The sequence below is a fragment of the Caulobacter sp. GW822-FHT07D08 genome (assembly GCF_058798735.1).
In genome coordinates this window covers 67,687-92,167 of the sequence record NZ_JBXAKU010000013.1, presented here as the reverse complement: position 1 = coordinate 92,167, position 24,481 = coordinate 67,687, and the positions used below count along the sequence as shown (strand labels likewise).

Sequence of the window (24,481 nt, the reverse complement as noted above, 5' to 3'; positions counted from 1 at the left end):
GCGACGAGATGTCACGGATGTGGGCGCATCCTTTAGGGACGCTCGAAGCGTCAGGGCATAAGGTGATCACCCCAAACCGATCGGGCCGGCAGGAGAACGGAAAAGCCCGTGCCCTTGCCGGGCGTTGAGCGGACTCGCATCGTGTAGCCGCATTGCTCGCACAGGCTTCGCACAATGAAGAGGCCAAGGCCGTAGCCCTCGCCCCCTGGCGCGCCTTGCTTCCAGGGCGCCGTCAACGCCTGCTGCATGGCCGGCGCGATACCCGGGCCGGTGTCCCACACCTGCAATTCCACGCCGTCAGGCTGGCGGCGCGCGCCGAGCAGCACACCGCCCTTGGGCGTGTAGCGGATGGCGTTGGCCAGCAGGTTGTTGAGGATGCGGTAGAGCAGGAGGCTCGAGCCGTCCGTCCGCAGGCGCGGCGCCCGCACCCGCAGCTTCAGGCCCTTTTCATGCGCGGCCGGGGCGAACTCCCGCTCCAACTGCGTAAAGAGTTGCTCCAGATCGACCTCTTCTGGACCGGCCGCGTCGAGCCGACATTGCTCGACCATGTCCTTGAGCAGGGTCTGGGCGTAGCTGAGCGTGTTGTCGATATGCCGGGTGATCTGGCTTTCGTCCTGCTGAGCCTTCAGCGCCGCGATCGCGTAGCGCAGCGACGCCAGGGGCTGGGAGATGTCGTGGCTGGCGGACGCGAGGCGCAGCTTGTGCTGCTCGGCCTCGGCCATCGCGGCGCGGCGGGTTTCTTCGGCCCTCAGGAGCTGCTCGTTCTCGGCCAGCCGTTGCAGGCGTTGCGCCGCGCGCTCTTCTTTTTGCAGGATCAGCTGGTTCAGAACCGCGGCGCCAAAGAAGAGCGTTTCGCCAAGCAGGCTCAGTTTGGGCAGGGTCAGGACCGACAGGCCCGGGAAGGGCGCGCGCCAGAAGATGCTGAGGCTGGCCAAGGCGCTGCCGATGCTGAGCGACAGAACGCCCAGCAGATAGAAGCGCGCCGCCGGCGCGTTCTGCCGCACGCCTTGCCAGGCGCCCAGCAGCGCCAGCAAGGTGTAGGCGGTCGCACAGGCGAAGACGGCGTCGGTGATCGGGAACAAGAATTGCGCCGGAAGGCTCGCGGCGCCGACGCCGAGGACGACAAGATTGGTTCGATAGAGGCGCGGCATTCGCCAGCGCATCTGCAGCAGGCTGATGGCGAAGGCGCAATGCCAGCACACCACCAGGGTGAACAGCAGCTCCGAGACCCGCATGTTCCAGGCCGGCGCGTCGGGCCACAGGAACTGGAAAAGATAGCCTTCGATCTGTGCGATGCTCGCCGCGCTGGTGACCACCAGGCCCGCATAGATGCGGTAGCTGGCGTTGTGATGCGTGCCCAGGCCGATCGCCAGCAACGGCAACAGCATGAGCATCAGGCCGAAGAGGACGCCGTTGGCGAGGTCGGCGCGCGTGTCTTCGTCGTACAATTGTTCCGGGGTGAGCAGGCGCGGCGTCAGCGGGGTTCTCCCATGGCCGCGCACGCCGATCAGGATCTCGGCGGCGCCGGGGCTGGGCGAGAGCGGCGCCACCAGCCTGCGATGACGAAAGGGGCGATCGTCGAAACGACTGGATGGGTCAAGCCGAACCACCGTGATCCAGGCGTCGCCGCTGCGCTGCATCACCCGCAACTGGAAAGCGTCCGGCAGTCCCAGGTCCAGCAGCGTGTCAGCGCTCGCGGGCGTGGCCTTGATGCTAAACCAGTGCAGTCCAGGTGGCGCGCCTGGCGGCGGGGCGGCGGCGCGCATGCACGGTTCCAGCGGCAGGGGCGCGGTCGTGGTGGCTTGGCACTGCGCCGCCGCGGCGGTCTGGGCGGTCCCGAGCAACAAGAACGCCAACGCGGCGCAAATCAAGCGAAGCACGGTCGGCGATCCAGAGAAAACGAATTTCCTGGACATAGATCCAGAGCCGCTATTTTGCCATCCCATGCAAATTGTCATCGCCGACGATCACACGATTTTCCGCCAGGGGCTGGCTTTGCTGCTTCAAGCGCAGCCAGGCTTCGAGATCTTGGCCGAGGTTGGACGGCTGGACGACCTGACCGCTCTGATGTCCCGGGTCCAACCCGACCTGCTGCTGCTGGACTATCACATGCCGGGCGGGGAGCCCGCGGCGGCGCTCGGCTTTTGCAAACGCCGCTACCCCGATCTGAAGGTCGTGGCCTTGACCGGCGCGCGATCAGGGATGGCGTATCGGCAACTGATCGAGGCCGGGGCGGACGCCGTCCTTCTCAAGGACACGACGGCTCCGATGCTCCTGCGCGCCATCGCCGATGTCATGAACGGCAAGACCGTGGTGCCCGAAGACGTGCGGCGCGAGGCCGACGCGGCCGATCATGGGCTAACCGTGCGGGAAAGGCAGATCCTGCTCCTGATCTACCAGGGCCTCAGCACCGGGAAGGTCGCTGAACAGCTGCGTCTTTCGGTCAAGACGGTGGACAAGCATCGCGAGAACCTGATGCGAAAGCTTGAGGTGAACAGCGTGGTTCAGTTGATCCACAAGGCGCGCGAACTTGGGGTAGCCGATTGACGCTTTGGGCGAGCAGCGCCCCGTCCGCCTGAAAGCCTGGCTGCGGGGGCCAGCGATGCGCCGGGGACGGCTAAGGCTTGCGTCGGTGCGCGTCAGCCAGGTCCTGGACACCTGGTCGAACCGAGTTCGCCTTCACGCGGAAGCCCGCGGTCCGTTCATTCGGCGCAATCCAGACTTTAGGGTGGCGGAGAGGGGCGGGAGCCGCACTTTATGGCTCGGACCGCCATATCGCTCCGAACCATGCGGTTGCACTCTGGGATTTCACGTAACATATATGATTACATGAAAAGAGACAGCCGCCTTTCTGTCGCCCTTCATGTGCTGCTGCACATGGCCGAGCGCGGTGATCAGCCTATGACGTCGGAAGAGATGGCCATGTGCGCCGGCACGAACCCCGTCGTCATCCGCCGCACCTTCGCTGGCTTGCGAAAGGCCGAGATCGTCACCTCGACCAAGGGCCATCACGGCGGTTGGCGCTTGGGGCGAACTCTGACCGACATCAGTCTGGGCCAGATCCAGGACGCCCTGGACGAGCCCGTCCTGGCCATGCCGCCAACTCCCGAAAGTCCTGGCTGTCTGGTCGAGCAGGCCGTCGACCGCCTGCTCGATCAGACGATGCTCGAAGCGCGCCAGGCGTTGATGCGGCGCCTCGCGACGATCTCGCTGGCGGACCTAGCCGCCAACGTCGGCCCAATGAGACAATCCCATCAAGGAAACCAAGACCATGTTGCATGACGTCATCGTCGTTGGCGGCAGCTTCGCCGGCCTTTCGGCCGCAATGCAGCTGGCTCGGGCCCGGCGGCGCGTGCTGGTGGTCGACAGCGGCTTGCCGCGCAACCGTTTCGCCGAGGCTTCGCATGGATTCCTAGGCCAAGACGGCAAGGCGCCCTTCGAGATCTTGCGTGAGGCGGCCTGCCAAGTCTCGGCCTACCCAACAGTGGAAATCGTGCGTGGCGAAGTGCTGAAGGCTCGGCGCGAGGTGGGCGGCGATTTCATTATCGAGATGTCGGGCGGGCGCACCGCGCGTGGCCGACGTCTCGTGCTGGCCACCGGCGTGGCCGACAGCCTGCCTGATGTGCCCGGCCTGAAGGAGCGCTGGGGCGCCACAGTTTTGCACTGTCCCTATTGTCACGGCTACGAGGTGCGGGACCGTCCACTGGGCGTATTGGCGAACCATCCGATGGCCGCCCACCAAGCCGCCATGATTCCCGATTGGGGACCCACCACCCTGTTCACCCAGGGCCGCTTCGAGCCTGACGCCGAACAGCTGGCCCACCTGAGCGCGCGGGGCGTGACGATCGAGCGCCAACCCGTGGTCGAGCTTCTGGGCGACGCCCCGGCGCTGGACGCCGTGCGCCTGGCCGACGGTCGCGTCGTGTCCATCAGCGCCCTGTTCGTCGCCCCATCCACCCGCATGGCCAGCCCCCTGGCGGAGCAACTGGGCTGCGTGTTCAACGAGGGTCCGTTGGGACCCATGATCCGCACAGACGATTGGAAGGCGACCAGCATTCCTGGTCTCTACGCAGCCGGAGACGCGGCTCGGCCTATGCACAACGCCACCCTGGCCTCGGCCGACGGCGTGATGGCCGGCGTCGGCGCGCACCAGTCCTTGATCCGGGACGTCGAACTCGTGGCCTAGGGACAGAGGCGTCTTGCGGCGGCCATGCCAGGTTCTTTCAGGGGCGATCGTGCCGGTACGTTCAGCAATCTGAACGTCTGCCGCCTGGATCCGGTCGAAAGAATGGTTGCTCATCCCGTGAGGTAGATGGCTTCACGTGCGTCTACGAACTACGGCGAGGCCCGACGGGCTGGCCGTCGGCAACGGGGTCGAGCGTTTGGAGCAGGCGGGACAGATCGTGGAGGACGAGCGCGCCGATCAGCAAGAGGCTGCCGCCCAGGCCCGTTCGGCGCGGATTGAAGCGCTGAACCGCCGTTTCCGCATGCCGTTGACCCGCTTCTTCAGCAGCCGTACGCGGAGTCCTGACGATATCGAGGACTTGGTGCAGGAAGTCTTCATGCGCCTTGTCGCGCGTGGCGGCCTCGAGGATGTGCGGGCCGAGGAGAACTATCTCTTCGTGATCGCCTCGAATGTCTGGCGGGATTCCGGTCGGCGGGACATTTCCCGTCATCGAGGCGGGCACGCCACCCTGACGGACCAACACCACCCGGTCGATCCCCTGTCGCCAGAGGTTGTGGCGCTTGCCCGGGAAGACCTGCGCCGGGTGTTGGTCGCCATCCAGGAATTGCCATTGCGCACCCAGGCCATTTTCGCGCTGCAACGCTATGAGGAACTCAGCTATGCGGAGATCGCCCGCAGGCAGGGCATTTCCGTCAGCGCCGTCGAAAAGCACATGATGAAAGCGATCGCGCACTTGGCCAGGCGGGCGTTCTGATGACCCTGTTCAAGCGATGGGCGCCGCCGGAGGACGCCGCCGAAGCGGCGGCCTGGTGGCTAAGCCTGAAGCATTCGCCGCGGTGGACCCGTGCGCGGCAGGTCGCGCTTGAAGCGTGGCTGGCGCGGAGCCCGGCCAACCTTGCAGCGTTCGAACGCGCTCAGCAGGCCTTCGGCGCGGCCGCATTGCTGGCCGCCGAGCCGCGGTTGCTGGCCGTGCGCGAGCGCGCCCTGTCGATGCCGCCGGAGCGTTCAGTTCCGCGCTATTCCATCGCCGCCGGCGTGGTCGGCGCGGTGTTTCTCGGCCTGATGACGGCCACGACATTCTGGAGCTTGGGCTTTGGCGCCATGGAGCGGCATGAGAATGCGCACGGCGCGCGCTCGACCCTGCGTCTGGCGGACGGCTCGCGGGTCGATCTCAACGGGGACAGCGCCATCGACGTGCGGATCACCGGACGTCGCCGAACCGTCCGGCTCCTGAAGGGCGAAGCCTGGTTCGATGTCGCCGACGACAAGCGGCCGTTCAAGGTCGAGGCCGGCGGCCGCACGATCACCGACATCGGGACCTCGTTCGACGTTCGGGTGGTTGATCGCGCCGTTCATGTCGCCGTCAGCGAAGGCCGAGTGGCGGTCGCCGCCGGCAAGAAGACACCGACGGAAATCGGCGCTGGCCAGTTGCTGGTTTCCCAGCCCGATGGCGAGGTCCAGGTGCGTCGTCTCGACGTCGCGGCCTTGGGCGACTGGCGGTATGGCAGAGTGCAGTTCGCCGGCGCGCCCCTGCGGGAGGCGGTCGCGGAAATGAACCGCTACAGCGCCAGTCCGATCCGTGTCGGCGACCCATCCCTGGACGGCTTGAAGGTCAGCGGCGTTTTCTTCACCGACGGCGCCAGCGGTTTTCTCAAGGCCTTGACCACGCTCTACGGGGTCGAGGTGCGCGTGGGAGATCGGGGTGATCAGGTGCTCGTCGCCGGCCAAGGCGCGCCGACGAAGAAAATGTGACAATCGCGGTGAGGTGTTCGGACGGACGGGCGTCTACGGCGTGGGGCGAGAGGGCCCTCTTGTTGGCCGTTGGGGGCTTTGATGACCGCTTTGACGCTGAAGAGCTGGGCTATGTTTGGGTGCGCCGCCGCGGCGCTCTGCGCGGGGCCGGCCGCGGCCCAGGCTCCCGCGAGACTCGAATTCAATATCGCGCCGGCCAGCCTGGACGCGGCCCTCCGCCAGTTCGCGATCCAGAGCGGCCGCGAAGTGATTTTCAACCCGGACCTCGTCACGGGGCGCCGGACGAGCGGCGTTCAGGGCGCCTTGTCACCGGACGACGGGCTTCGTCGTCTACTGGCCGGATCGGGTCTTTCCTATCAGAGCACCGGTCCCAGGACCTTCGTCGTCCAGAAGGCCGGCGCGCCTCCGACGGCCGTGGCGCTTCGCCAGCCGATCGCCGTCCAGGAAACTACGGTCGCTGCCCGCGCCGAGCCGGCGGCCCCGCCCGAGGAGCCGGCGATCGTCAACGAGGTCGTGGTCATCGGCAGCCGCATCGCCGGCGCCAAGGTCACGGGCAACTTGCCCGTTTCGGTTCTCGACGCCGATCAGTTGCGCGCGCAGGGAGTCGTTAGCGCTGGCGAGTTGATCGCGAGTCTGCCTCAGGGCGGCGCTCAAGCCTTCAACAGCGGCGTCCAGGGGCCAAACAACGCCCGTGGCGATGTCTCCTCGGCCAACCTGCGCGGTTTGGGCTCGGGCAACACCCTGGTGCTGCTCGACGGACGCCGGATGACGCCGCACCCGACCTCTCAGCAGGAAGGCGGCACGGTTCCTGTCCAGATCGTCAACCTGAACGCCATTCCCACCTCGGCGCTTCGTCGCGTCGAGGTTCTGCGCGATGGAGCCAGCGCCCTCTATGGTTCTGACGCGACAGCGGGTGTTCTCAACTTCGTCATCGATCGACGCTTCACCGGCGCGGAGGTGTCCGCGCGCTTGGGCGGCGTCGAGCGCGGCAGCCTGCGCGAGAACGACATCAACATGAAGTGGGGCGCGGCCTTCAATGGCGGCGCGACGCACGTGGCGCTGTTCGGCGAGGTCTATCACAACACGGACATGCCTGGCTCGGATCGCGACTACGCCGCGACCGATGATCTGAGCGGCCGGGTCTCGTCGACCTACGCCTCGCTGTTCAATCGCACGGTTTCGCAATCGCCTTGGATGACGGGGCGGGTGACCACGCCCGTGACGGGCTTGGGCGCCAACTTCACCACCTTCTTCATGCAGCCCTGTTCGTTCACCGGGTCGCGCGCGGAGACCGCCACCTCGGGCGTCTGCGTCAACGGCGGGTCCTCGACCCTGCCGTCCAGCCTTCGGTCCGACGAGGGCGCGCTGCGCACCATGGTTCCGCGCACGACGCGCGGCAGCGTGATGGCGACGGTGGACCATGACTTCGCCGGCGGCGTGTCCGCCTTCGGCGATCTGCTCTACTACAAGGCCAGCGCCTGGGCCGGTCGCGGCGGGTCCACCACGCTGACCGACGCGCCCTTGGTCGTGTCGCGCAACAATCCCTACAACCCCTTCGGCAGCGGCCCGGGGCGGCTGGCCAGCTATACCGGTCCGGCCCAGGACGTGACCATCGTTGGCTACGATGTGCTCGACGTCGGGATGCGCAACTTCGATGTCGACAACACGCAGATCCGCGCCGTCGCCGGCCTGCGCGGCCGGATCGGCGACTGGCGCTGGGACACCTCGGCGGTCTATTCGCGCGCCAAGACCGTCGACACCGAGCACAATCGGGTCAGCAACACCGCCCTGCAGGCGGCCCTGAGCAGCAGCGATCTGGCCACGGCCTATAACCCGTTCAATGGCGGCGATCCGGCCAATCTGCGCGTCGGCGATTCCACGCTCAACTCGGCCGCCGTGCTTGACCGCCTGCGTATCGACGTCACGCGCGACAGCCGCACTTCGCTGGCGATGTGGAGCGCGGGCCTGTCCAACCCATCGGTGCTGAGCATCGCCGGTCGGGACATCGGCCTGGCCTCGGGCGTGGAAGTGCGTCGGGAGACCTATGACGACTATCGTGACCCCCGCATCAACGGAACGATCAGCTATGTGACGTCGACCGGCGCCAGGACGAGCGATGTCATGGGCAACAGCCAGACGCTCGACACCCACGGCAAGCGCAACGTCTATTCGGCCTATGCCGAGTTGCAGAGCGCGATTATCCGCCCTGAGGACGGCGTCCCGTTGGTTCAGAGCTTCGATGTGCAGCTTGCCGCCCGTTACGAGCGCTATTCCGACACCAAGGACGAGGTGCTGAAGCCCAAGATCGCCGCGAGCTGGGGCGTGACCGACTGGCTGAAGTTCCGCGCGTCCTACTCGGAGGCGTTCCGCGCGCCCAACCTCGAGCAGATCAACGCCGCGGCGGCCAACCGCGTCCAGCAGAACCAACTCGACCTCTATGCCTGCGGCCTGGCCCAGGGCGCGACCTCGGTGGCCGCCATCAATCGCAGCAATTGCGCGGCCTACCGCTATGACGTCAGCGAGACCCGCTCTGGCAATGACCGTCTCAAGGCCGAGGACAGCAAGTCCGCCAGCGCGGGCGTGGTCCTGACGCCCGTTCGCAGCCTGACCCTGACGGTCGATTGGTGGCGGATCAGGCAGACGGGCTTGGTCGGCGTGTTCTCGACGCAAGACCAGATCTATCTCGACGCCATCCGCCGGCTCGGGAGCGGGACGGGCAATCCCCTCGTCACGCGTGACGCCTCGGGCAAGGTGACCGGCGTTCGGGCCATCTTCGAGAACCTCAACGCGCGCGAGGTCGAGGCGACCGACATCGGTCTTGCCTATCGGATCCCCACCGATCGCTACGGGGACTTCCGCCTCAACGCCGACGTTTCGATCTTCGGGCGCTTCTACCAGTCGCCGTCGGAAAGCGCCGCGGCCTTGCTCGCCGCGGGCCTGTCGACGACCTCGGGCGGTTCGCAGATCGGCCTCAACGGCAACCCGCGCTCGCGGGCCACGGCGAGCGTGGTCTGGGTCAAGGACGGCTGGCAGGTCACCGGCAGCGGAACTTATATCGATGGCATCTACGACACCTCGGCGCTGAACTTCCCGGTCTCGTCGTGGACGACGTTCAACACCGCCGTGCGCAAGAGCTTCGACAAGGGCCCGCTTTCGGGCGGTTCGATCCGGGTCGGCGTCAACAATATCGCCGACAAGGACCCGCCGCTGGCCAACCAGCTGTTCGGCTATTTCACCAGCCTCTACAGCGCCCGGGGGCGGTTCTGGTACCTGGAAATGACCAAGTCCTTCTGACCGTGCCCGCGCCTGTCAGGCCGGTCCCGCGTCCTTCCACTCGATCATGAGGCACTTGTGTTCAAACGTCTGATGCTGGCGGCCAAGCTGGCCTTTCTGGGCTTGGTCGCGATCGGGGCGGGTACGGCCCAGGCGCAGGGTTCGGCCGCCGCGGTCGCGCCCGGGGCGGCCAGCTACATCATCGAGTACGACGCGATCCATCACCCGATGATCGCCGCCCGGGGGATGGTGGTCAGTCAGAACGCCATCGCCTCCGAAGTCGGTCGCGCCGTCCTGGCCAAGGGGGGTAACGCCGTTGACGCGGCGGTCGCCACCGGTCTGGCGCTGGCCGTCACTCTGCCGCGCGCGGGTAATCTGGGCGGCGGCGGGTTCATGCTCGTCTATCTGGCCGAAACCCGTCAGACGCTCGCGATCGAGTACTATGGCGCCGCGCCCCGGGGGATCACCCCGACCTTGTTGACGGGGCCGGATGGCAAGCTCGACCCGGACAAGCGCTACTCCTATCGCGGGGTCGCCGTGCCCGGTACGCCGGCGGGCTTCTATTTCGCCCAGCGCAAGTACGGCAAGTTGTCCTGGCGCGCCGTCATTCAGCCGGCCATCGATCTGGCCCGACGCGGCGTGTTCGTTTCCGACGACATGGCCTACGCCTTCCGGATCAAGGCTCCGGAACTGGTTCGCGACCCGGTCGCCGCGCGCACGGTCTACCATCGGGGACGACCCTATCAACGTGGCGAGCGCCTGGTGCAGCGGGACCTGGCCTGGTCGCTCGAGCAGTTGCGCGACCACGGCGCGGACGCGCTCTATCGCGGCGAGATCGGCAAGCGCATCGTGGCGGCCTCGACCGCCAATGGCGGGATCCTCACCGCTCAGGATCTGGCCGACTACAGGATCAAGGCGCAAGAGCCGCTCTGGACCACCTATCGCGGGGTGAAGATCGCCCTGATGCCGCCACCGGCGGCGGGCGTGCTGCTTGGCGAGCTGCTCAATCTGATCGAGACCTTCCCCATGAGGGACCTGGGGCAGAACTCCTCGGACAGTCTCCATGTCCTGGCCGAATCCAGCAAGCTGATGTTCGCGGATCGCCGCCGCTACATGGGCGGCTATCCCGACTATGTCGTGCCCAGCAAGGGGCTGCTGTCCAAGGCCTACGCCAAGGATCGGGCCGCCGCGATCAGGATGGAAGCGAGCCTGCCCGCCGTCAGCCTCACGCCGGGTGACCCGGTCGGGTTCGCCAGTCGGGACACCACGCACTTTTCAGTTGTCGACCGCTGCGGAAACGCGGTCAGCAACACCTTCACGCTCGGTTCGGATTTTGGCGCGCACGTGATGGCGCCGGGCACGGGCTTTTTCCTCAATGACGCCGTCGCCAATTTCTCCTGGGACGCGGCCCAGGCCGCGGCCGAACCCGCGAACGCTCCCGCGCCGGGTAAGCGCGTGATCTCCACCATCAGTCCGGTCATCGCCTTCAAGGACGACAAACCCTGGATCCTGTCGGGGAGTCCGGGCGGGACGCGCATCATGCCCACCGTCGCCCAGGTCCTGGTCAACGTGATCGACCACGGCCTGAATATCGGCGAGGCGACCGAGCGACCTAGGCTGTTTCAGGACGATAAAGGCGCCTTGGAGCTCGAACCGGGATTTCCGCGAGACATCGCTCGTCTGCTCGCAGCGCGGGGTCATCGCGTCACTGAAGGGCTGACCATGGGCAGCGCCCAGTCGATCCTCATCGAGGAGGGCTTGCTCCATGGCGGCGTCGACACGCGGCGTCCCGACGCGGCGGCTATCGGCTTGGAGCCTTGAGTCTGGCAGACCTGCACGCCTGCGACGTCGCCTCGCCAACGCCAAGATCGACAGGCGCCTTTGGAGGCGGGCGGTGGTGCGGACAAGAGCAGCGGGGAGTTCGATATCCGGGCCGCGACGGGAGATCCCTATCTCGCCAAGTCCTGCCTCGCTCCGCCAACGATCCGCAGAGATAGCCCCCAGAGACGCGACGTCCCTCGCGCCGACGCTGTGAATCCGAAGCTTTCGCCGATGAAGCCGGCTTCCTGAAGATAGCGCCGATCTAGGAGATTGGTGACAAAGACGCTCGCGCTCCAGCTGGCGGCGCGTGGCTGGTAGTTCACCCGCAGATCCAGCAGGTCGTAGGCGCCTTGCACCTCGTCCTGCACGAGATCGCGCAATAGTCCGCGGGAGAGTTCGGGGCGATCGTTGTCGTCGGAGAAGAAGACCTTCGATTGCCAGCTCCAGGTCGGCAGGACCGTGATCGCGCCGCTGGGCGTGGCGTATATCAGTTCCAGGTTGAGCGAGACCTTGTGATCGGGGGCAAGGCGAAATTGATTGCCCGCGAAGGCGCCGCTGCGCAGCCTTGAATGGTTGTAGCCGTAGGTCGCGAACAGCCGGACCGAGCGCGACAGCTCAAACCGCGCCTCGGCCTCCAGACCGGTCGCGTCGGCTCGACCGGCGTTCAGCGTCTGCAACTGACCATCGACAAGCTTGGTGGTCTGGAAGTTGACATAGCGATAGGCGTAAGCGGCAAGGTTCAGATCCACGCGTTGGTCGAAACCGACGCCGCGGGTTCCGATCTCCAGGGAGTCGATCGTCTCGGCGGGCACGATTCCGAACCGCGCCGGGCCCTCGGCCACCAGAGGCGGTCCGGCCACCAGGACGCTGGGCCGTCGCCCCCGGGCGTAGGAGCCGTAGGCGCTGAACGTCGGCGATGGCGTATAGCGCGCCACCAGTCGCCCGCTCCAGCCCTCGTCGGACAGCGTGTTCGACACCTTGTCTCCATTTCCGGGCGTCGGTTGGAACACCAAGGCGTAGTTGGGCCAGGCGCGGGGAGCCTCGGCGCTGGCGCCCGCGCCTGGCGCGCCGAGCGCGGCGAGCAGGGCGGTCCTCTGCGCCAGGGGAAGTCCAAAGGCCTGGACGGCTCCGGCCAGCACCGACGGGCCGCCGGGCAGGGCGGTGGCGACGGCGCTGGCCTTGGCGTCGTGGCTGTAGCGCAGGCCGGCCGAAAGCGCCCAGGTCGGGCTTGGCGCGAAGGTGAGGTCGCCGAAGAGATCGACGGCGGTGGTCCGCGCGAAGTTCTGGTTGCGCTCGACATAGGCCGGCTTGAGGTTGCCGGCCGCGCCCAGGGCCAGATCGCCCGGCAGGTCGAAGCCGCGCCGCGCGGCCAGTTGGCGCAGCTGCGCGGCGACGAAGTCCGGCTGGGTCAGCGTATCGAGGCCTTGGGGGACGGGTGTGTTCAGGCCGCCGACCATGCGCGCCAACAACAGGCGTTCGTCGATCGTGAAATAGGCCCGCTGGGTGCCGCTTTCGTGGAACAGGCTGACGCCCGCGAAACCCCGCCAACGCTCGCCGGCGTCATAGGCCAGGCGCAGGTCGGCGTTGTACTGCACGCCCCGGGTCTGCTCGAAGACGCTGATCACCGGCAGGGACAGGCCATCGCCGTCCTGGCGCTCGTCGGCGTAGAAACGGCGATAGCCCAGGGACGCGCTCAGGTTCAGACCCGGGCTCAGCCGCCGCGCGGCCAGGACCGCGACCGAACCCAGCGTACGGTCCAGGCCGAGCGCCGCGGGCCGGCCGTTCTCGTCGATGGCGCTCAAGGCGGGCGGGGTGTGGCGGTCAAGATCGCCCAGAGCCGCGCCCGTGACCGGGTCGGTGGGCGCGAAGGTGAAGGATTTGAGCGGCCGGCCGGTGGGACGGTCCCGCTGGTAGTTGACGATCAGGTCAAGCCGTTCGCCGTCGCCGGGACGCCAGGCCAGTGAGACGCGGGCGGCGTCGGTGGCGACCGAATCCAGGCGGTCGCCACCGGCCAGGTTGGGCGTCAGGCCGTCTCGCCCCCGCCAGCGGGCGGCGACACGCACCGCCAGGTCCTGGCCGACCGGCTGGTTGATCATGGCTTCCAGCAGGCCCTGACCATGGTCGCCGACCTCGCCATGAAGGCTCCAGGCCTTGGCGCGCGGATCGGCCTTGTGCTGGATGACGTCGAGCGCCCCCGCCATCGCCCCGCGGCCGTAGAGCGTGGGCTGAGGGCCCTTGGCGATGTCGATGCGGTCAAGATCGAAGAGCTCGAAATAGGCGCCGCGCTCCTTGGACGCCGGCATACCGTCCTGCAGCACCGCCATTCTCGGCTCGCGGCTGGCGTCCCCCGAGGCCTGGGTGACGCCGCGCATCGAGAAGGCCGCCGCGGCCGGGGAGAGGTTGACGACATTGAGGCCCGGCGTCAGCCGCCCGACCTGATCCATGCCAACCACGCCCAATTGCTCCAGGCGCGCGCCGCTCAGCGTGGTCAGGGCGACGGGCGGCAGGATGCGGGGCGCGGTGACCGTCACGCCCTCCATCTCGGCGATGGCGACGGCTTGGGGCGCGCTGGGCCTGGGCCTTGGGGCCGGCGGCGGCCGGTCGGGCAGGATCATCAGGACGCCGCGCCCGGTGCGCTCCGCATGCAGGCCCGATCCGGTCAGCATGCGGGCCAGAGCCTGGGTGGCGGTGTACTGACCGCGCACTGGGCGCGAGACGCGGCCGACCAGCAGGTCGCGCGAGACGATGACCTGGGCGCCGGTCGCCAGGTTGAACGCCAACAGCGCCTTGCCCAGCGGCGCGGCCTCCAGATCGAACGCGCGGCGCGGTTCGGCGGCGCTGGCCAGGCTCGGCGCCGCCGCCAGGAGCGCCGTCGCGCAGATCCCGTGGGCCGTGACGCGCAAGAACCTCATGCGCCAAGCGCTCCTCGCGGCGACAGTTAACCCCCGGCGGGGCGTTGAACTAGCGCGGTGCGCCCGTCGGCGCCGCGCCGCGCCGCGATCGGGAGATAGGCGGTGATCGCCTCGACGAAGGCGGCGTTGTCGCCGGTCTTGAACACCCCGGTCACCCGCAGGCGGGCCAGGGTTTCGTCGCCCACGCGAAGATTGGCGCCATAACGATTGACCCGTTCGACGGCCTCGGCGAGCGGCGTATCATCGAAGATCAATCGCCCGTTCCTCCAGGCCGCGGCCGAACGCACATCGGCCGTCTGGCGCAGGGGCGGGGTTCCGGGGCGCAGCACGGCTTGCTCTCCCGGCGTCAGAGCCAGGGTCGGGCCCTCGCCCCGGACCGGATGGATGATGACCCGTCCCTCCAACAGGCTGACGACGGAGCGCTCGCTCAGCCGATCGATGTTGAACATCGTCCCGGTGGCCACCACGACCTGGTCGCCGACGGTGACCGAGAAGGGCCGCGCCTGGTCGTGCGCGACTTCGAAGCGGGCCTGGCCGCGGGTCAGTTCGAGGTCCCTGGCGCGACGGCCAAGCCGCACCGCGACCGCGCCGCCCCCCTCGATCGACAGCCGCGAGCCATCGGCCAGGGTGAACTCGGCCGGGGCGCCCGCGGGCGCGGTGTAGATCCGCGCGGGTGAGGGGCGGCTCAGCACCGCAAAGCCCACGAGGCCGGCGGCCAGGGCGCCCGCGCCGACCATCCAGGCGCGCCGCGAAGGGCGAGGGGGCGACCGTCGCGCGCCGCCAAGCGGGACCGCGCTGTCCTGGAGCTGTTGGCGCAAAGCCTGGAGCTCTGCGGCGTCGTCCTGATCATCGAACGCGGACATCGCCTCGATCACCTGGCCGTAGGCGTCCGCATGGCGCGCGTCCGCGGCCAGCCAGGCTTGCAACCCGGCTTCGTCGGCGTCGGTCCAATCGTCGGAGACTTGGCGCATCCACCAGGCGGCGGCCGCCTCGTGAACGTCTTCGAAAGGTGGAGTTGGAGCGGGGGAATGTGTCAAAGTCTACCTGAACCGCCGTGCCAGATGGGCCACGGCCCGAACAACATGTTTTTCCACGGCGCTGACCGAAATGCCCAGACGGGCGGCGATTTCGGTTTGGCGAAGGCGCTCGACCCGGAACAGGATGAAGATCTCCCGCGTGCGATCGGGCAGTTCGGCCAGGGCGTCGAGGGTCCTTCGAAGTTTCTCCTTACCCATCAGGACGCGGTCGGCCGGCAAATCCTCAGTGGCGAGTTGCAGGGGTTCGGCGGCGGTCTCGCCGTCGCCCGGCGGATAGAGGCTGACATGGCGGTCGGCCTGTCGGGTGATGCGCTTTCTCGCGCGGTCACGCAGCAGGTTGGAGGCGATGGTGAAGACAAAGCCGTCGGGGGTCTCTATCGCCTCGCCGTCGCCGGCCCGCAAGGCGCGCAGGAGCGCTTCCTGGGTCAGGTCCTCGGCCTCGGCGTGGTCGCCGGTGTGACGCAGAAAATAGGTCATCAGCGGCCGGCGATAGGCGTGGCTGATCTGCTCGGGCGGCGGCAGGCGAGGGCGCGCGTCGGCCCGATGGGCGTCGTCCTTCAAGGTCACGAGAAGCTTCCCGAACATGCGTCGCTGCGCGGGACGAAAGAACAGTCCGCGACCGGGCGCGCGTCTTCTTCCCACGGATTTGCGACAGTTTTTCTTTCCGGGCGACGTCCGAAAAAAGTGGTGAGGATCGCGAGAGGGGCCGCGTCCTAACCCCTTAGACGCCCTCCGCGACAGAGCGGGGGTCACCGTTCAAGGGGATCCAAGTTCCTATGCAATCTAGAATTTTCGCGCTCTTTGGCGCCGCGTCGACGCTCGCCTTGAGTCTGGCTCACGCCGGAGTCGCCAGCGCCCAGGCTGCGCCGCCGCCGCCGGCGACCGAGGCCGCCGTCTCGGTCGAAGAGATCGTGGTCACCGGCTCGCGCATCGCGCGCCAGGACTACACCGCCCAGAGCCCGATCGTCACGGTCGGCAAGGCTGTTCTCCAGGCCCAGGGGCCGACCTCGATCGAGAACACCCTCAACCAGCTGCCGCAGTTCGCCGCTACTTCCGGCTCGACCTCGGCCAGCCAGGCCGGCGGCGGGCGCGCCAACGCCAACCTTCGCGGCCTGGGCACGGCCCGCACCCTGGTGCTGCTGGACGGCCGCCGGCTGCAGCCGTCCGACCCGTTGGGCGCCATCGACCTCAACACCCTGGCGCCCAGCCTGATCGATTCGGTCGAGGTGATCACCGGCGGCGCCTCGGCGATCTACGGCTCCGACGCGATCGCCGGCGTCGTCAACTTCAAGCTCAAGCACAATTTCGAGGGCCTGGAGATCGACGCCCAATACGGCCAGACCGAGCGCAGCGATGGCGAGACGGCCGATCTGAGCGCCACGGTCGGCGGCGCCCTCGCCGACGACAAGGGTCACGCGATGCTGTCGGCGTCCTACATGGATCGCCAGCGGGTCAACCGAAATTCCCGCGCCTTCTTCAAGGACGGCGGCATCACCTCGGTGCTGCCCAGCGGCCTGATCTACGCCGACGCGGCCAACCTGCCGACCCAGGCGGCGATCAACGGCGTCTTCGCCAAATATGGCGTGACGACCAACGTGCCGCGCAACGCCACCTACAGCCAGAACCTCGACGGCACGCTGTTCACGATCTCCTCGCCGATCCTCAACTATCGTTTCCCCGCCGACGGCCCTTACACCATCACCAGCAACGGCCAGGTCGCCGTGCCGCTGGGCGAGGCCGCGCCCCTGCAGCAGCCGCTCAAGCGCCAGACCCTGTTTGGCCAGGTCAATTACCAGCTCAGCGACGCCGTCGAGGCCTACGGCCAGTTCAACTACGCCCACTATGTCTCCAACCAGAGCGGCTACGGCCGCAACCAGGCGATCACCCGCGACGTCTATCTGCCGGTCACCAACCCCTTCCTGCCCGCCGACCTCAAGGCGATCGCCGCCTCGCGGCCCAACCCGACCGCGCCGCTGTTGTTCTATTTCAACACCGGCCGCTACTCCCCCGACATCGCCCAGCAGACCTATAATGTTGGGCAGGCCCTAGGCGGCCTGAAGGGCCGGTTCGACGCGATCGATGGGACCTGGGACGTGTTCGCCTCCTATGGCCGCACCGAGCAGAACGCCTTGTTGGGCGGCTATATCGACCGGGCTTCGTTCTTGTCGCTGGTCAACGCGGTCGATGGCGGCAAGAGCCTTTGCGAGGGCGGCCTGGACCCCCTGGCCCTGACAGCGCCCTCGAAATCGTGCCTGACCTATCTCCTGCGCGAGATGCACGAGACCACGACGCTGCGGCAGACCAACGCCGAGGCCAACGTCCAGGGTCGGGTGCTGGCCCTGCCGGCCGGCGACCTGCGGTTCGCCGCGGGGCTCAGCTACCGCAAGAACAGCTACGCTTATTCGCCGGACGCCGCGCGCCTCACCGGTACGGTCCTGACCACGGGTCTGAGCAGGTCGACGGAAGGGGAGACCAATTCGAAGGAGGCCTTCCTCGAACTGGCTGTCCCGCTGCTGAAGGACCTGCCCTTCATCCGCAAGCTCGACCTGGATCTGGCCTATCGCTACTCCGACTACGACACGGTCGGCGGCGTTCATACCTACAAGGCCAGCGGCGCCTGGGAGATCAACGACGCGGTCAGCCTGCGCGGTGGCTATCAGCACGCCATCCGCGCGCCTTCGGTGGGCGAGCTGTTCCGCCCCTCCGAGCAGAGCGCGACCACCGTCGGGCGGATTTCCGCCGGCCTGGGCGATCCCTGCGACATCGCCAGCGCCTATCGCACAGGCCCCAACGCCGTCCAGGTGCGCGCCCTGTGCATCGCCAACGGCATTCCGCTCAGCGTCATCGACGCCCACAAGTTCGCCGGCACCTCGGTGCAGTCGGACGTCGCGGGCAATCCCGACCTGAAGGAAGAGTCTTCCGACACCTATACGGCGGGCCTGGTCTGGCGCTCGACCTTCCAGCAGCCCCTGCTGCGCCGGCTTTCGGCCTCGGTCGACTATTACGACATCAAGCTGACCGACGCGATCGGCCTGATCACCGGCGACGTGATCGCCCAACGCTGCTTTAACGGTCAGGGTAACGCCAACCCGACCTACGATCCGGCCAACTACTACTGCAAGCTGATCCATCGCGGCTCTTCGGGCGGCTTCTCCAGCATCACCACGCCGCTGCTCAACCTGGCCGGCTACCGGACCTCGGGCGTCGACTTGCAGGTCGACTGGGGCGCGGATCTGGCGGCGTTCGGCGCTTCCGAGCGGGCAGGTTCGGTCAGCCTCAATGTGCTGATCTCCCATATGGACAAGTACGAGATCCAGACCCTGGCCGGCGCGGCCTACGTCAACTACGCCGGCACGATCGGCAACGCCCAGATCAGCGCCGACGCCATCTCGCACCCCAAGTGGAAGGCCATCACCAGCCTGGGCTACCATGTGGGGCCCATCGACCTGAGCCTGCGCTGGCGCTGGGTCGAGGCCATGGGCAACGCCGCCAATGTCGGCTCGGCCACCGCCACCGCAAGGGGCGTCAAGGCGATGGACTATTTCGACCTGACGGGACGCTACCAGGTCAACTCCACCGTCGAGCTGCGGGCGGGGGCGCTCAATCTGGCCGACCGCCAGCCCCCGGCCTGGACCGGCGAGAGCGCCACCGACACCGCCCTCTACGACATGCTGGGCCGCCGCTACTTCCTGGGCGTCAACTTCAAGTTCTGACGCCGCCCGCCTTTCTCCGCGCGGGTCGTCAGGCCCGTGCGCCCTCCAAAGAGAGCTCAAGATGACCAAGATCCTGCTTCGGGCGCTGCTGGCCAGCGCCGCCCTGCTGGCCGCCTCGTCGGCGTCCGCCGCCGCCGGCCCGACCTCCGCCGACATGCTCACCGCCGCCAAGGGCCGCCTGCCGCAATTGCTGGCCTGCCTGCGTGAGGAGAAGGTGGCCCTGGTCGGCGCCCATCGCGGCGGCCCCTTGCCGGAGTTCCCCGAGAATGTCGTCGCCACGATGCAGCGCACGACCTCCCTGGTTCCGGCCTTCATCGAGACCGACGTTCAGCAGACCTCGGACGGCGTGCTGTTCCAGAACCACGATGACGTCCTGGATCGCAACACCACCGGCAAGGGCAGGATCCGCGACCAGACCTGGGCCGAGATCTCCAAGCTTAAGGTCCGCGACACCACGGCCTATCCGACCGGCTACGCCCCGCAACTGCTATCGGAAATCCTGGGATGGGCCGACGGTAAGGCGCTGGTGTTGCTGGACGTGAAGCCGCAGACCGACCCCGATCTGCTGATGGCCGAGGTCGACAAGGCCAAGGCCGGCGACCGGGTGTTCTTCCTGGCCTACACGGTCGCCCAGGCCCTGGGGCAGCGCCAGCGCCGTCCCGACGCCGTCATCGCCCTGCCGGTGTTCGATCGCGACATGCTGGCCAAGGCCAAGGCGGCCGGTCTGGTCAACGACCACCTCGTGGCCATGGTGCGTCCCGACAAGGTGGACGCGGCCTTCATTCCCGAGCTGGAGGCGATGGGCGTGACGGTGATGTCGGGAACCTATGGCGGCCCCGAGACGCCGGACGCTGTCTATCGCACGCCCGCCGACGCTGGGACCTTCCAGGCCCTGGCCAAGGCCGGCCCGCGGATGATCGTCTCCAATCGTCCCGTCGAAGCCGCGACGGCCCTGCTGGCCGATCCGACCTATGCCCGCAAGCTCAAGGCCTGCGGCGTCGGTCACTAGGAAGAGGCAAGGGGCCGGCTTTCGCCGGCCCCTTGAGCACGATCATGGCCGAAAACGGGTCAAATAGGCCATCGTGGGCGCCGCGTTGCGCCCGCTAGAAGCCCGCCCGTAGAGGCGGCGCCCGGTAGTCCCCAGTGAGCAATTCTGGTCGCGGCAGGTAGGCGCGAAGGCTGACCATGTAAGGGCCTTGAGCGGGCGCGGGCAGCCAGTTGTCGTCCCGCGCCCCGCCCGGCGGCTGGCGCGAGATCCAGATATCCAGCGAACCGTCCGAACCATGCCTAAGCCCCCGGGTGCGATCGCCAATGGCATAGCGATCGATGGCGTTGGGCGTCAGGAAGAACTGGCCGTCGGACGTGGCCGCGTACATGGTCAGAGACCAGAAGCCGTCGACTGGCAGGGCGCGGCCGACGGGGAAGGTTAGCCGATAGCGGTCGCCGTGCAGGAGTCCCGTGCCGCTGTCGCCAACCGGCCGGGTATAGACGGCCTCGGCCAAGGGGAGACCAAAGAGCCCGGTCAAGGCTATCTGACCCCTGAAGACATAGTCCTGGCCAAAGTCGCCGAGATTGGCCCGTGGATAAACCCAGCCTTGGGCGGCGTAGAGTCCGCCCCGCGGGTCGGCGGCGATTTGCTTGGCTTTTTCGATCCCTTGGGCGATCTCTTGTTCCTGCGCCGGGGTGAAGGCGGGCGGCGCAAAGCCCCGCGCGGTGAGGCCCAAGGCGTGGACCGCATGGAAGAAAGCCGCGTCCGTCGCGGGTGGCGGGTTTTCGCGCAGGAGTTCTCCGACGCTCGTGAAATAAGCGCGCCAAGGCGCCGTGCGCGCGACTGGAACCACGAAATCGCCCGGCGCCCGCTCAGGACCCGAGGCGGCGATGGCCGCCTGGACCGCGCGCGCCGCGGCAAGGTCAGCGGGGCCGTCGACCAGGGTGCGGCCAAGGACAAACACGAAGTCGCTCGGGGCGCGGATGGCTCCCGACGGCGCGGGCCCTGTGGGGCCGGCGACGATGAAGCGGCCGCCGTCGGGACCCGTGGTGCGGGTTCCCAGTATGGCGAAGTTGTTCGTCCAAAGGTCCATCAAGGCCACGGACAGATAGCGCGTTCCGCTTGCCGGCAGGGTCAGCTCGACGGGGCCCTGGCGCAGATCGAGGAAGCCACGGCTGTAGAGGGTGTCGTTGTTGGGCGAGGTGACCTTCTGGTTCGCGGGAGTCACCAGATCTGTCTGGTGATAGAGCCGATTGAAGGTTCCAAGCTTGGCGGTGCGACTTCGGACGACGGCCGTCTCGATCAACGGCAGGCCGTAAAGCCAGGCGAGCTTGGCCGCCTCGACCAGGGGCAGCGGCTCGCCGCCCGCCGCCCGCGCGCCGAAGCCTGTCGATAGCGTCATGGCTCCGGCCAAGAAATCGCGTCGCAGGATCATCGTCTTGTCCTATCTCTTGAGTGGTCCGTAGCGCCCATGGCCGAACCGTAGATCACCGACAGCGCGCTTGGCAATTGTCTGACGTTCCGTTTTGTCTCGTTCTGATTTACTGTAACGTCAAGCTAGGGAGGATTGATGGACGAGGCGAGGCCCGGCGCGGCGCGAGTGCGGCGCAAGACTGATCAGACGCTGGACACGCGCCTGTCTGAGACGCTCATCCGCGAGATTATCGACAATCGGTATCCTCCTGGGGCTTGGTTGCGCGAGCAGGAGGTTTCGGCGCGGCACGGCGTCAGTCGCGCTTCCGTGCGTGAGGCGCTGCGCAGCGTGGCGCGGGCTGGCTTCGTGGAGATGCAGCCCTGGCGCGGGGCCCAGGTCGTTGCGGTTGGGGGCGAAGAGCTGCTCGACATCTTCAGTCTGCTTGAGGAGATGTACGCCCAGTGCGCTCGGCTCTCGGCCGAGCGCTTCCCGGAGAGGCTGATTTCGCGACTTGATGGGCTGATGGAGGCGATCGAGGCGGCGGTTGCTCGCGACGCCGATCGCTCTGAGCTCTACGCCCTGTCGTTTGGCCTGGGGCAGCTGATTGGCCGTCATTCCGGTAGCAAGCTGGCTTATCGGATGCTGACCCAGGTCGGCAATTTGGCGCTGTGGCAGCAGAGGTTGCTAAAGCCCGGGACCTCGCAATCCGAGCAGCAGTCGCTTTCCGCTCACCGGATCCTGGTTTCGGCCGTCAAGGATCATCATCCGGAGATCGCGGCCGCGGCTGCGCGAATGATTGTGATGATCACAAGGCGGTCCCTGGCCTTGGCGCTAGAGCGCGAGTGATCGTGGCTTAGCCTGGCGGTCCAAAAAATTGTTTGACAATTGACGCTTCTGGCTGGAGCTTTCCCGCAACGATAAAATTGCGGGGAGGCGAAGATGCTGCGTGCAACGGGACGAGGCGGGCTGATGACAGCCCTGGGGTTGGTGTTGGCGGCTGCTCCAGCGACGACATGGGCCAGTCAAGCCGACGTCCAGGCGCTCGACGAGATCGTCGTCACCGCCCGCAAGCGCACCGAAACCCTGGTCGAAGTGCCCGCGGCCATATCCGCGATCACGGCCCAGGAGAGGCGGAACCTCGTGCTCGACGGCATGAAGGACTATTTGCGCCAGGCGCCTAGCGCCACGCTGGTGACGTCGGGACCAGAGTACCTGCAGGACATCTCGATCCGGGGGCAGGGCAGCGGACGCTTGGGTTTCTCCGAGGCGGCCACCGGCCTCTACAAGGAGGGTCTCTACAATGCGGGCGGCGGCTTTGGCGGGCGCTCGCTAAGCCGTATGGACCTGCTGGACCTCGAGCGGCTCGAGGTGCTGCGCGGTCCTCAGGGAGCGCTCTATGGGCGGAATTCGGTCGGGGGCGCGGTCAATATCGTCGGCCACGCGCCTGAGCAGACGATCGGCGGAGAGGTCACGGTCCGTTACAGCCAGCCCCGGCGCGCCGCCGTCGAAGCGGTGCTCAATCTGCCAGTGGTCAAGGACAAGCTCGCCCTGCGTGTGGCCGGTCTCTACGACGACCAGGATGGCGGGTTCATTGAGAACACCACGACCGGTCACAAGATCGACTGGCAGACCTATAAGGGCGCGCGGGCCGGCCTGCGCTGGACGCCAGGATCGGCCACCACGGTTGACCTGACTTACGAACGCTACGAGAGCGACACCCCCGCCTTTTCGAGTCTGGGGCGGCGGCCGGTGCGGGTTGACGGCTCGGTGCTTGATGCTTCCCGTTGGACACGCTCCGACCTCGACCGCGAGGGGCGCGCCCGCATCACCGAGGACTCGGTCTATCTCACGGCCAGGCACGATTACGGATTCGCCGAGCTGACCGCCAAGGTGGGCTGGAAAGCCCGCGACGCGGGACGAGACAATGAGGACAACGACCACTTCGCCGGCCATTCGGGCATCGACGTCGCCCCGGGCGCGGCGGTGCTCACGCCCGACTACACTCTGGGCCAGTTCGAGGACTACAGCCGCTTCGTGGCGCAGGCCTATCTGAGCTCGAAGGGGGAGGGGCGTTTGACCTGGCTGGCGGGCGTCGAGTTCCTGAAGACCAGCGACGACGTGGTCATCGATCCTTATCTGTGCCCGGCCTATACGGGCGCCTCGCAGGCCAGCGCCGCCGGCTGCGCGGTGGGCCAGGTCGGGACTCTGACCGGAACCGCCGCCAGCGTTCGATCGGCCGCGCGCCTGGCGGTGAACCGCGACGCCTTCTCCGAAACCTTGAAGTCGCCCTCGCTGTTTGGCAGTCTCGAGTACAAGATCTCCGGCGCCACGACCCTGGGCGTGGAGGCGCGGCTTCAGCGCGACAAGAAGTCCTTCTGGTTTGAACGTTACGCCAAGGATCCGCTCGTCTATTTCGGCGGCGGAGCCACGCCTACGGGACTGATGGCGGCGATCACGGTCGATCCCGATGGCGCGGGCGGCCCGCTGCCAGCCAGCTCGGTTCAGTTCTGTCCGCCGACCGTGACTGGCCCGGCCTGCGCGGCAGGCAACGAGACCGTCCGCGTTGAGGCCGAACGCCGCTGGACCTTCGTCACCCCGACGGTGACCCTGCGCCATCGCTTCGACAACGGGGTCAATGTCTACGGCCGCTTCGCCACCGGCTATCGCCCGGGAGGCTTCAACAGCAATCTGCCGCCCACGACCGTGCGCTCACAGATCGCCCAGCAGCTGCTCTACGATCCAGAATACGCCTATTCCTATGAAGCCGGGGCCAAGGGGCGCTGGAAGGGCGTTCAGCTGTCGGCCGCGATCTATTACACCTGGACAAACAACGTGCAGGTGGTCAGCGCGCCAAGCTCGCTCTCTCGCGGCTTCATCCTGCAGAACGCCGGCGACGCCCATATCTCGGGCTACGAAATCGAGGCTCGCCGCCGATTCCTGTTGGGCGCGTCGGACCTGACGCTGGCGGCCAGTCTCAGCGGCCAGAGGGGCAAGTTCGAAGACGGAGCCAAGGCCAAGCTCGACCTCAACGGCGATGGTCTGCCCGATGACGCCGATCTGAGCGGCAACGAGATCCCGCGCCTGCGCGACTATCAGCTGGCTGTGAACGCCACCTACACCTTCCCTTTGGGCGGCGGCTGGCGCGGCTTCGCCTCGGCCGGGCTGCAGATGGCCGACGGCGGGTTCGAGAACCCCGACAACAGCCGCTCCTATCAGGGCTACGGCCTGATCGACGCGCGGATCGGGGTGCGCTCGGACCGTCTGAGGCTTTCGGTCTTCGGCCGCAATCTCGGCGACAAGACCTATCTGGCCAACATCGTCAGCGTGAACGAGTTCTACACCGATCCGCGCGTGGTCGGGGTCGAGCTTGGGTGGGAGTTCTGAC

16 protein-coding genes are annotated in these 24,481 nt (G+C 67.4%); 11 read left to right on the top strand and 5 right to left on the bottom strand.

Annotated features, from left to right (window positions below; translation table 11 throughout):
- Positions 1-50: 50 nt before the first annotated feature.
- Entirely contained in the window at positions 51-1,766 is a 1,716-nt protein-coding gene (locus AC1RJ9_RS20940; protein WP_492839853.1) for a sensor histidine kinase, read from the bottom strand.
- On the opposite strand from AC1RJ9_RS20940, the gene AC1RJ9_RS20935 reads away from it, so the two are divergent.
- The 7 genes from AC1RJ9_RS20935 to ggt all read left to right on the top strand — a co-directional run bounded on the left by AC1RJ9_RS20935 (position 1,765) and on the right by ggt (position 11,032).
- A complete protein-coding gene (locus AC1RJ9_RS20935; protein WP_492839854.1) occupies positions 1,765-2,547 on the top strand; it encodes a LuxR C-terminal-related transcriptional regulator in 783 nt (260 codons plus the stop codon). The genes AC1RJ9_RS20940 and AC1RJ9_RS20935 overlap by 2 nt on opposite strands.
- Positions 2,548-2,757: 210 nt before the next feature.
- A complete protein-coding gene (locus AC1RJ9_RS20930) occupies positions 2,758-3,282 on the top strand; it encodes an RrF2 family transcriptional regulator (protein ID WP_492839855.1) in 525 nt (174 codons plus the stop codon).
- Positions 3,272-4,186, top strand: a complete 915-nt coding sequence (locus tag AC1RJ9_RS20925) for an NAD(P)/FAD-dependent oxidoreductase (RefSeq protein ID WP_492839856.1) — start codon at positions 3,272-3,274, stop codon at positions 4,184-4,186. The genes AC1RJ9_RS20930 and AC1RJ9_RS20925 overlap by 11 nt, the downstream gene beginning before the upstream one ends.
- 136 nt (positions 4,187-4,322) lie before the next feature.
- Complete coding sequence (locus tag AC1RJ9_RS20920) at positions 4,323-4,940, top strand: RNA polymerase sigma factor (RefSeq protein WP_492839857.1); 618 nt, start codon at positions 4,323-4,325, stop codon at positions 4,938-4,940.
- The gene (locus AC1RJ9_RS20915) at positions 4,940-5,938 is read left to right on the top strand and encodes a FecR family protein (protein WP_492839858.1); all 999 of its coding nucleotides are present in this window, start codon (positions 4,940-4,942) and stop codon (positions 5,936-5,938) included. The genes AC1RJ9_RS20920 and AC1RJ9_RS20915 overlap by 1 nt, the downstream gene beginning before the upstream one ends.
- Before the next feature lie 81 nt (positions 5,939-6,019).
- The gene (locus AC1RJ9_RS20910) at positions 6,020-9,232 is read left to right on the top strand and encodes a TonB-dependent receptor (RefSeq protein WP_492839859.1); all 3,213 of its coding nucleotides are present in this window, start codon (positions 6,020-6,022) and stop codon (positions 9,230-9,232) included.
- A gap of 57 nt (positions 9,233-9,289) precedes the next feature.
- Positions 9,290-11,032 (top strand): gamma-glutamyltransferase, encoded by a 1,743-nt coding sequence (ggt, locus tag AC1RJ9_RS20905; RefSeq protein ID WP_492839860.1) that lies wholly within the window; start codon positions 9,290-9,292, stop codon positions 11,030-11,032.
- A gap of 128 nt (positions 11,033-11,160) precedes the next feature.
- On the opposite strand, the gene AC1RJ9_RS20900 is transcribed toward ggt, so the two are convergent.
- Genes AC1RJ9_RS20900 through AC1RJ9_RS20890 form a run of 3 tightly spaced genes read right to left on the bottom strand, consistent with a single transcriptional unit; the run spans position 11,161 to position 15,548 of the window.
- Positions 11,161-13,944: a TonB-dependent receptor gene (locus tag AC1RJ9_RS20900; protein WP_492839861.1), complete on the bottom strand. Its 2,784-nt coding sequence runs from the start codon at positions 13,942-13,944 to the stop codon at positions 11,161-11,163.
- 26 nt (positions 13,945-13,970) lie between these two features.
- Positions 13,971-14,981: a FecR family protein gene (locus AC1RJ9_RS20895; protein WP_492839862.1), complete on the bottom strand. Its 1,011-nt coding sequence runs from the start codon at positions 14,979-14,981 to the stop codon at positions 13,971-13,973.
- Positions 14,982-14,984: 3 nt separating this feature from the next.
- The gene (locus AC1RJ9_RS20890; protein WP_492839863.1) at positions 14,985-15,548 is read right to left on the bottom strand and encodes an RNA polymerase sigma factor; all 564 of its coding nucleotides are present in this window, start codon (positions 15,546-15,548) and stop codon (positions 14,985-14,987) included.
- Between the two features lie 209 nt (positions 15,549-15,757).
- Between AC1RJ9_RS20890 and AC1RJ9_RS20885 the strand changes: the two genes are divergently transcribed.
- Both AC1RJ9_RS20885 and AC1RJ9_RS20880 read left to right on the top strand, forming a co-directional pair.
- On the top strand, positions 15,758-18,694 hold the full coding sequence (locus AC1RJ9_RS20885) for a TonB-dependent receptor domain-containing protein (protein WP_492839864.1): 2,937 nt from the start codon (positions 15,758-15,760) through the stop codon (positions 18,692-18,694).
- A 61-nt stretch (positions 18,695-18,755) separates the two neighbouring features.
- On the top strand, positions 18,756-19,703 hold the full coding sequence (locus AC1RJ9_RS20880; protein WP_492839865.1) for a glycerophosphodiester phosphodiesterase family protein: 948 nt from the start codon (positions 18,756-18,758) through the stop codon (positions 19,701-19,703).
- A 94-nt stretch (positions 19,704-19,797) separates the two neighbouring features.
- Here AC1RJ9_RS20880 and AC1RJ9_RS20875 read toward each other — a convergent pair whose 3' ends face one another.
- On the bottom strand, positions 19,798-21,084 hold the full coding sequence (locus AC1RJ9_RS20875) for a DUF1254 domain-containing protein (RefSeq protein ID WP_492839866.1): 1,287 nt from the start codon (positions 21,082-21,084) through the stop codon (positions 19,798-19,800).
- Positions 21,085-21,252: 168 nt separating this feature from the next.
- Between AC1RJ9_RS20875 and AC1RJ9_RS20870 the strand changes: the two genes are divergently transcribed.
- Complete coding sequence (locus tag AC1RJ9_RS20870; protein WP_492839867.1) at positions 21,253-21,942, top strand: GntR family transcriptional regulator; 690 nt, start codon at positions 21,253-21,255, stop codon at positions 21,940-21,942.
- Between the two features lie 123 nt (positions 21,943-22,065).
- The gene (locus tag AC1RJ9_RS20865) at positions 22,066-24,480 is read left to right on the top strand and encodes a TonB-dependent receptor (RefSeq protein ID WP_492839868.1); all 2,415 of its coding nucleotides are present in this window, start codon (positions 22,066-22,068) and stop codon (positions 24,478-24,480) included.
- Position 24,481 lies beyond the last annotated feature (1 nt).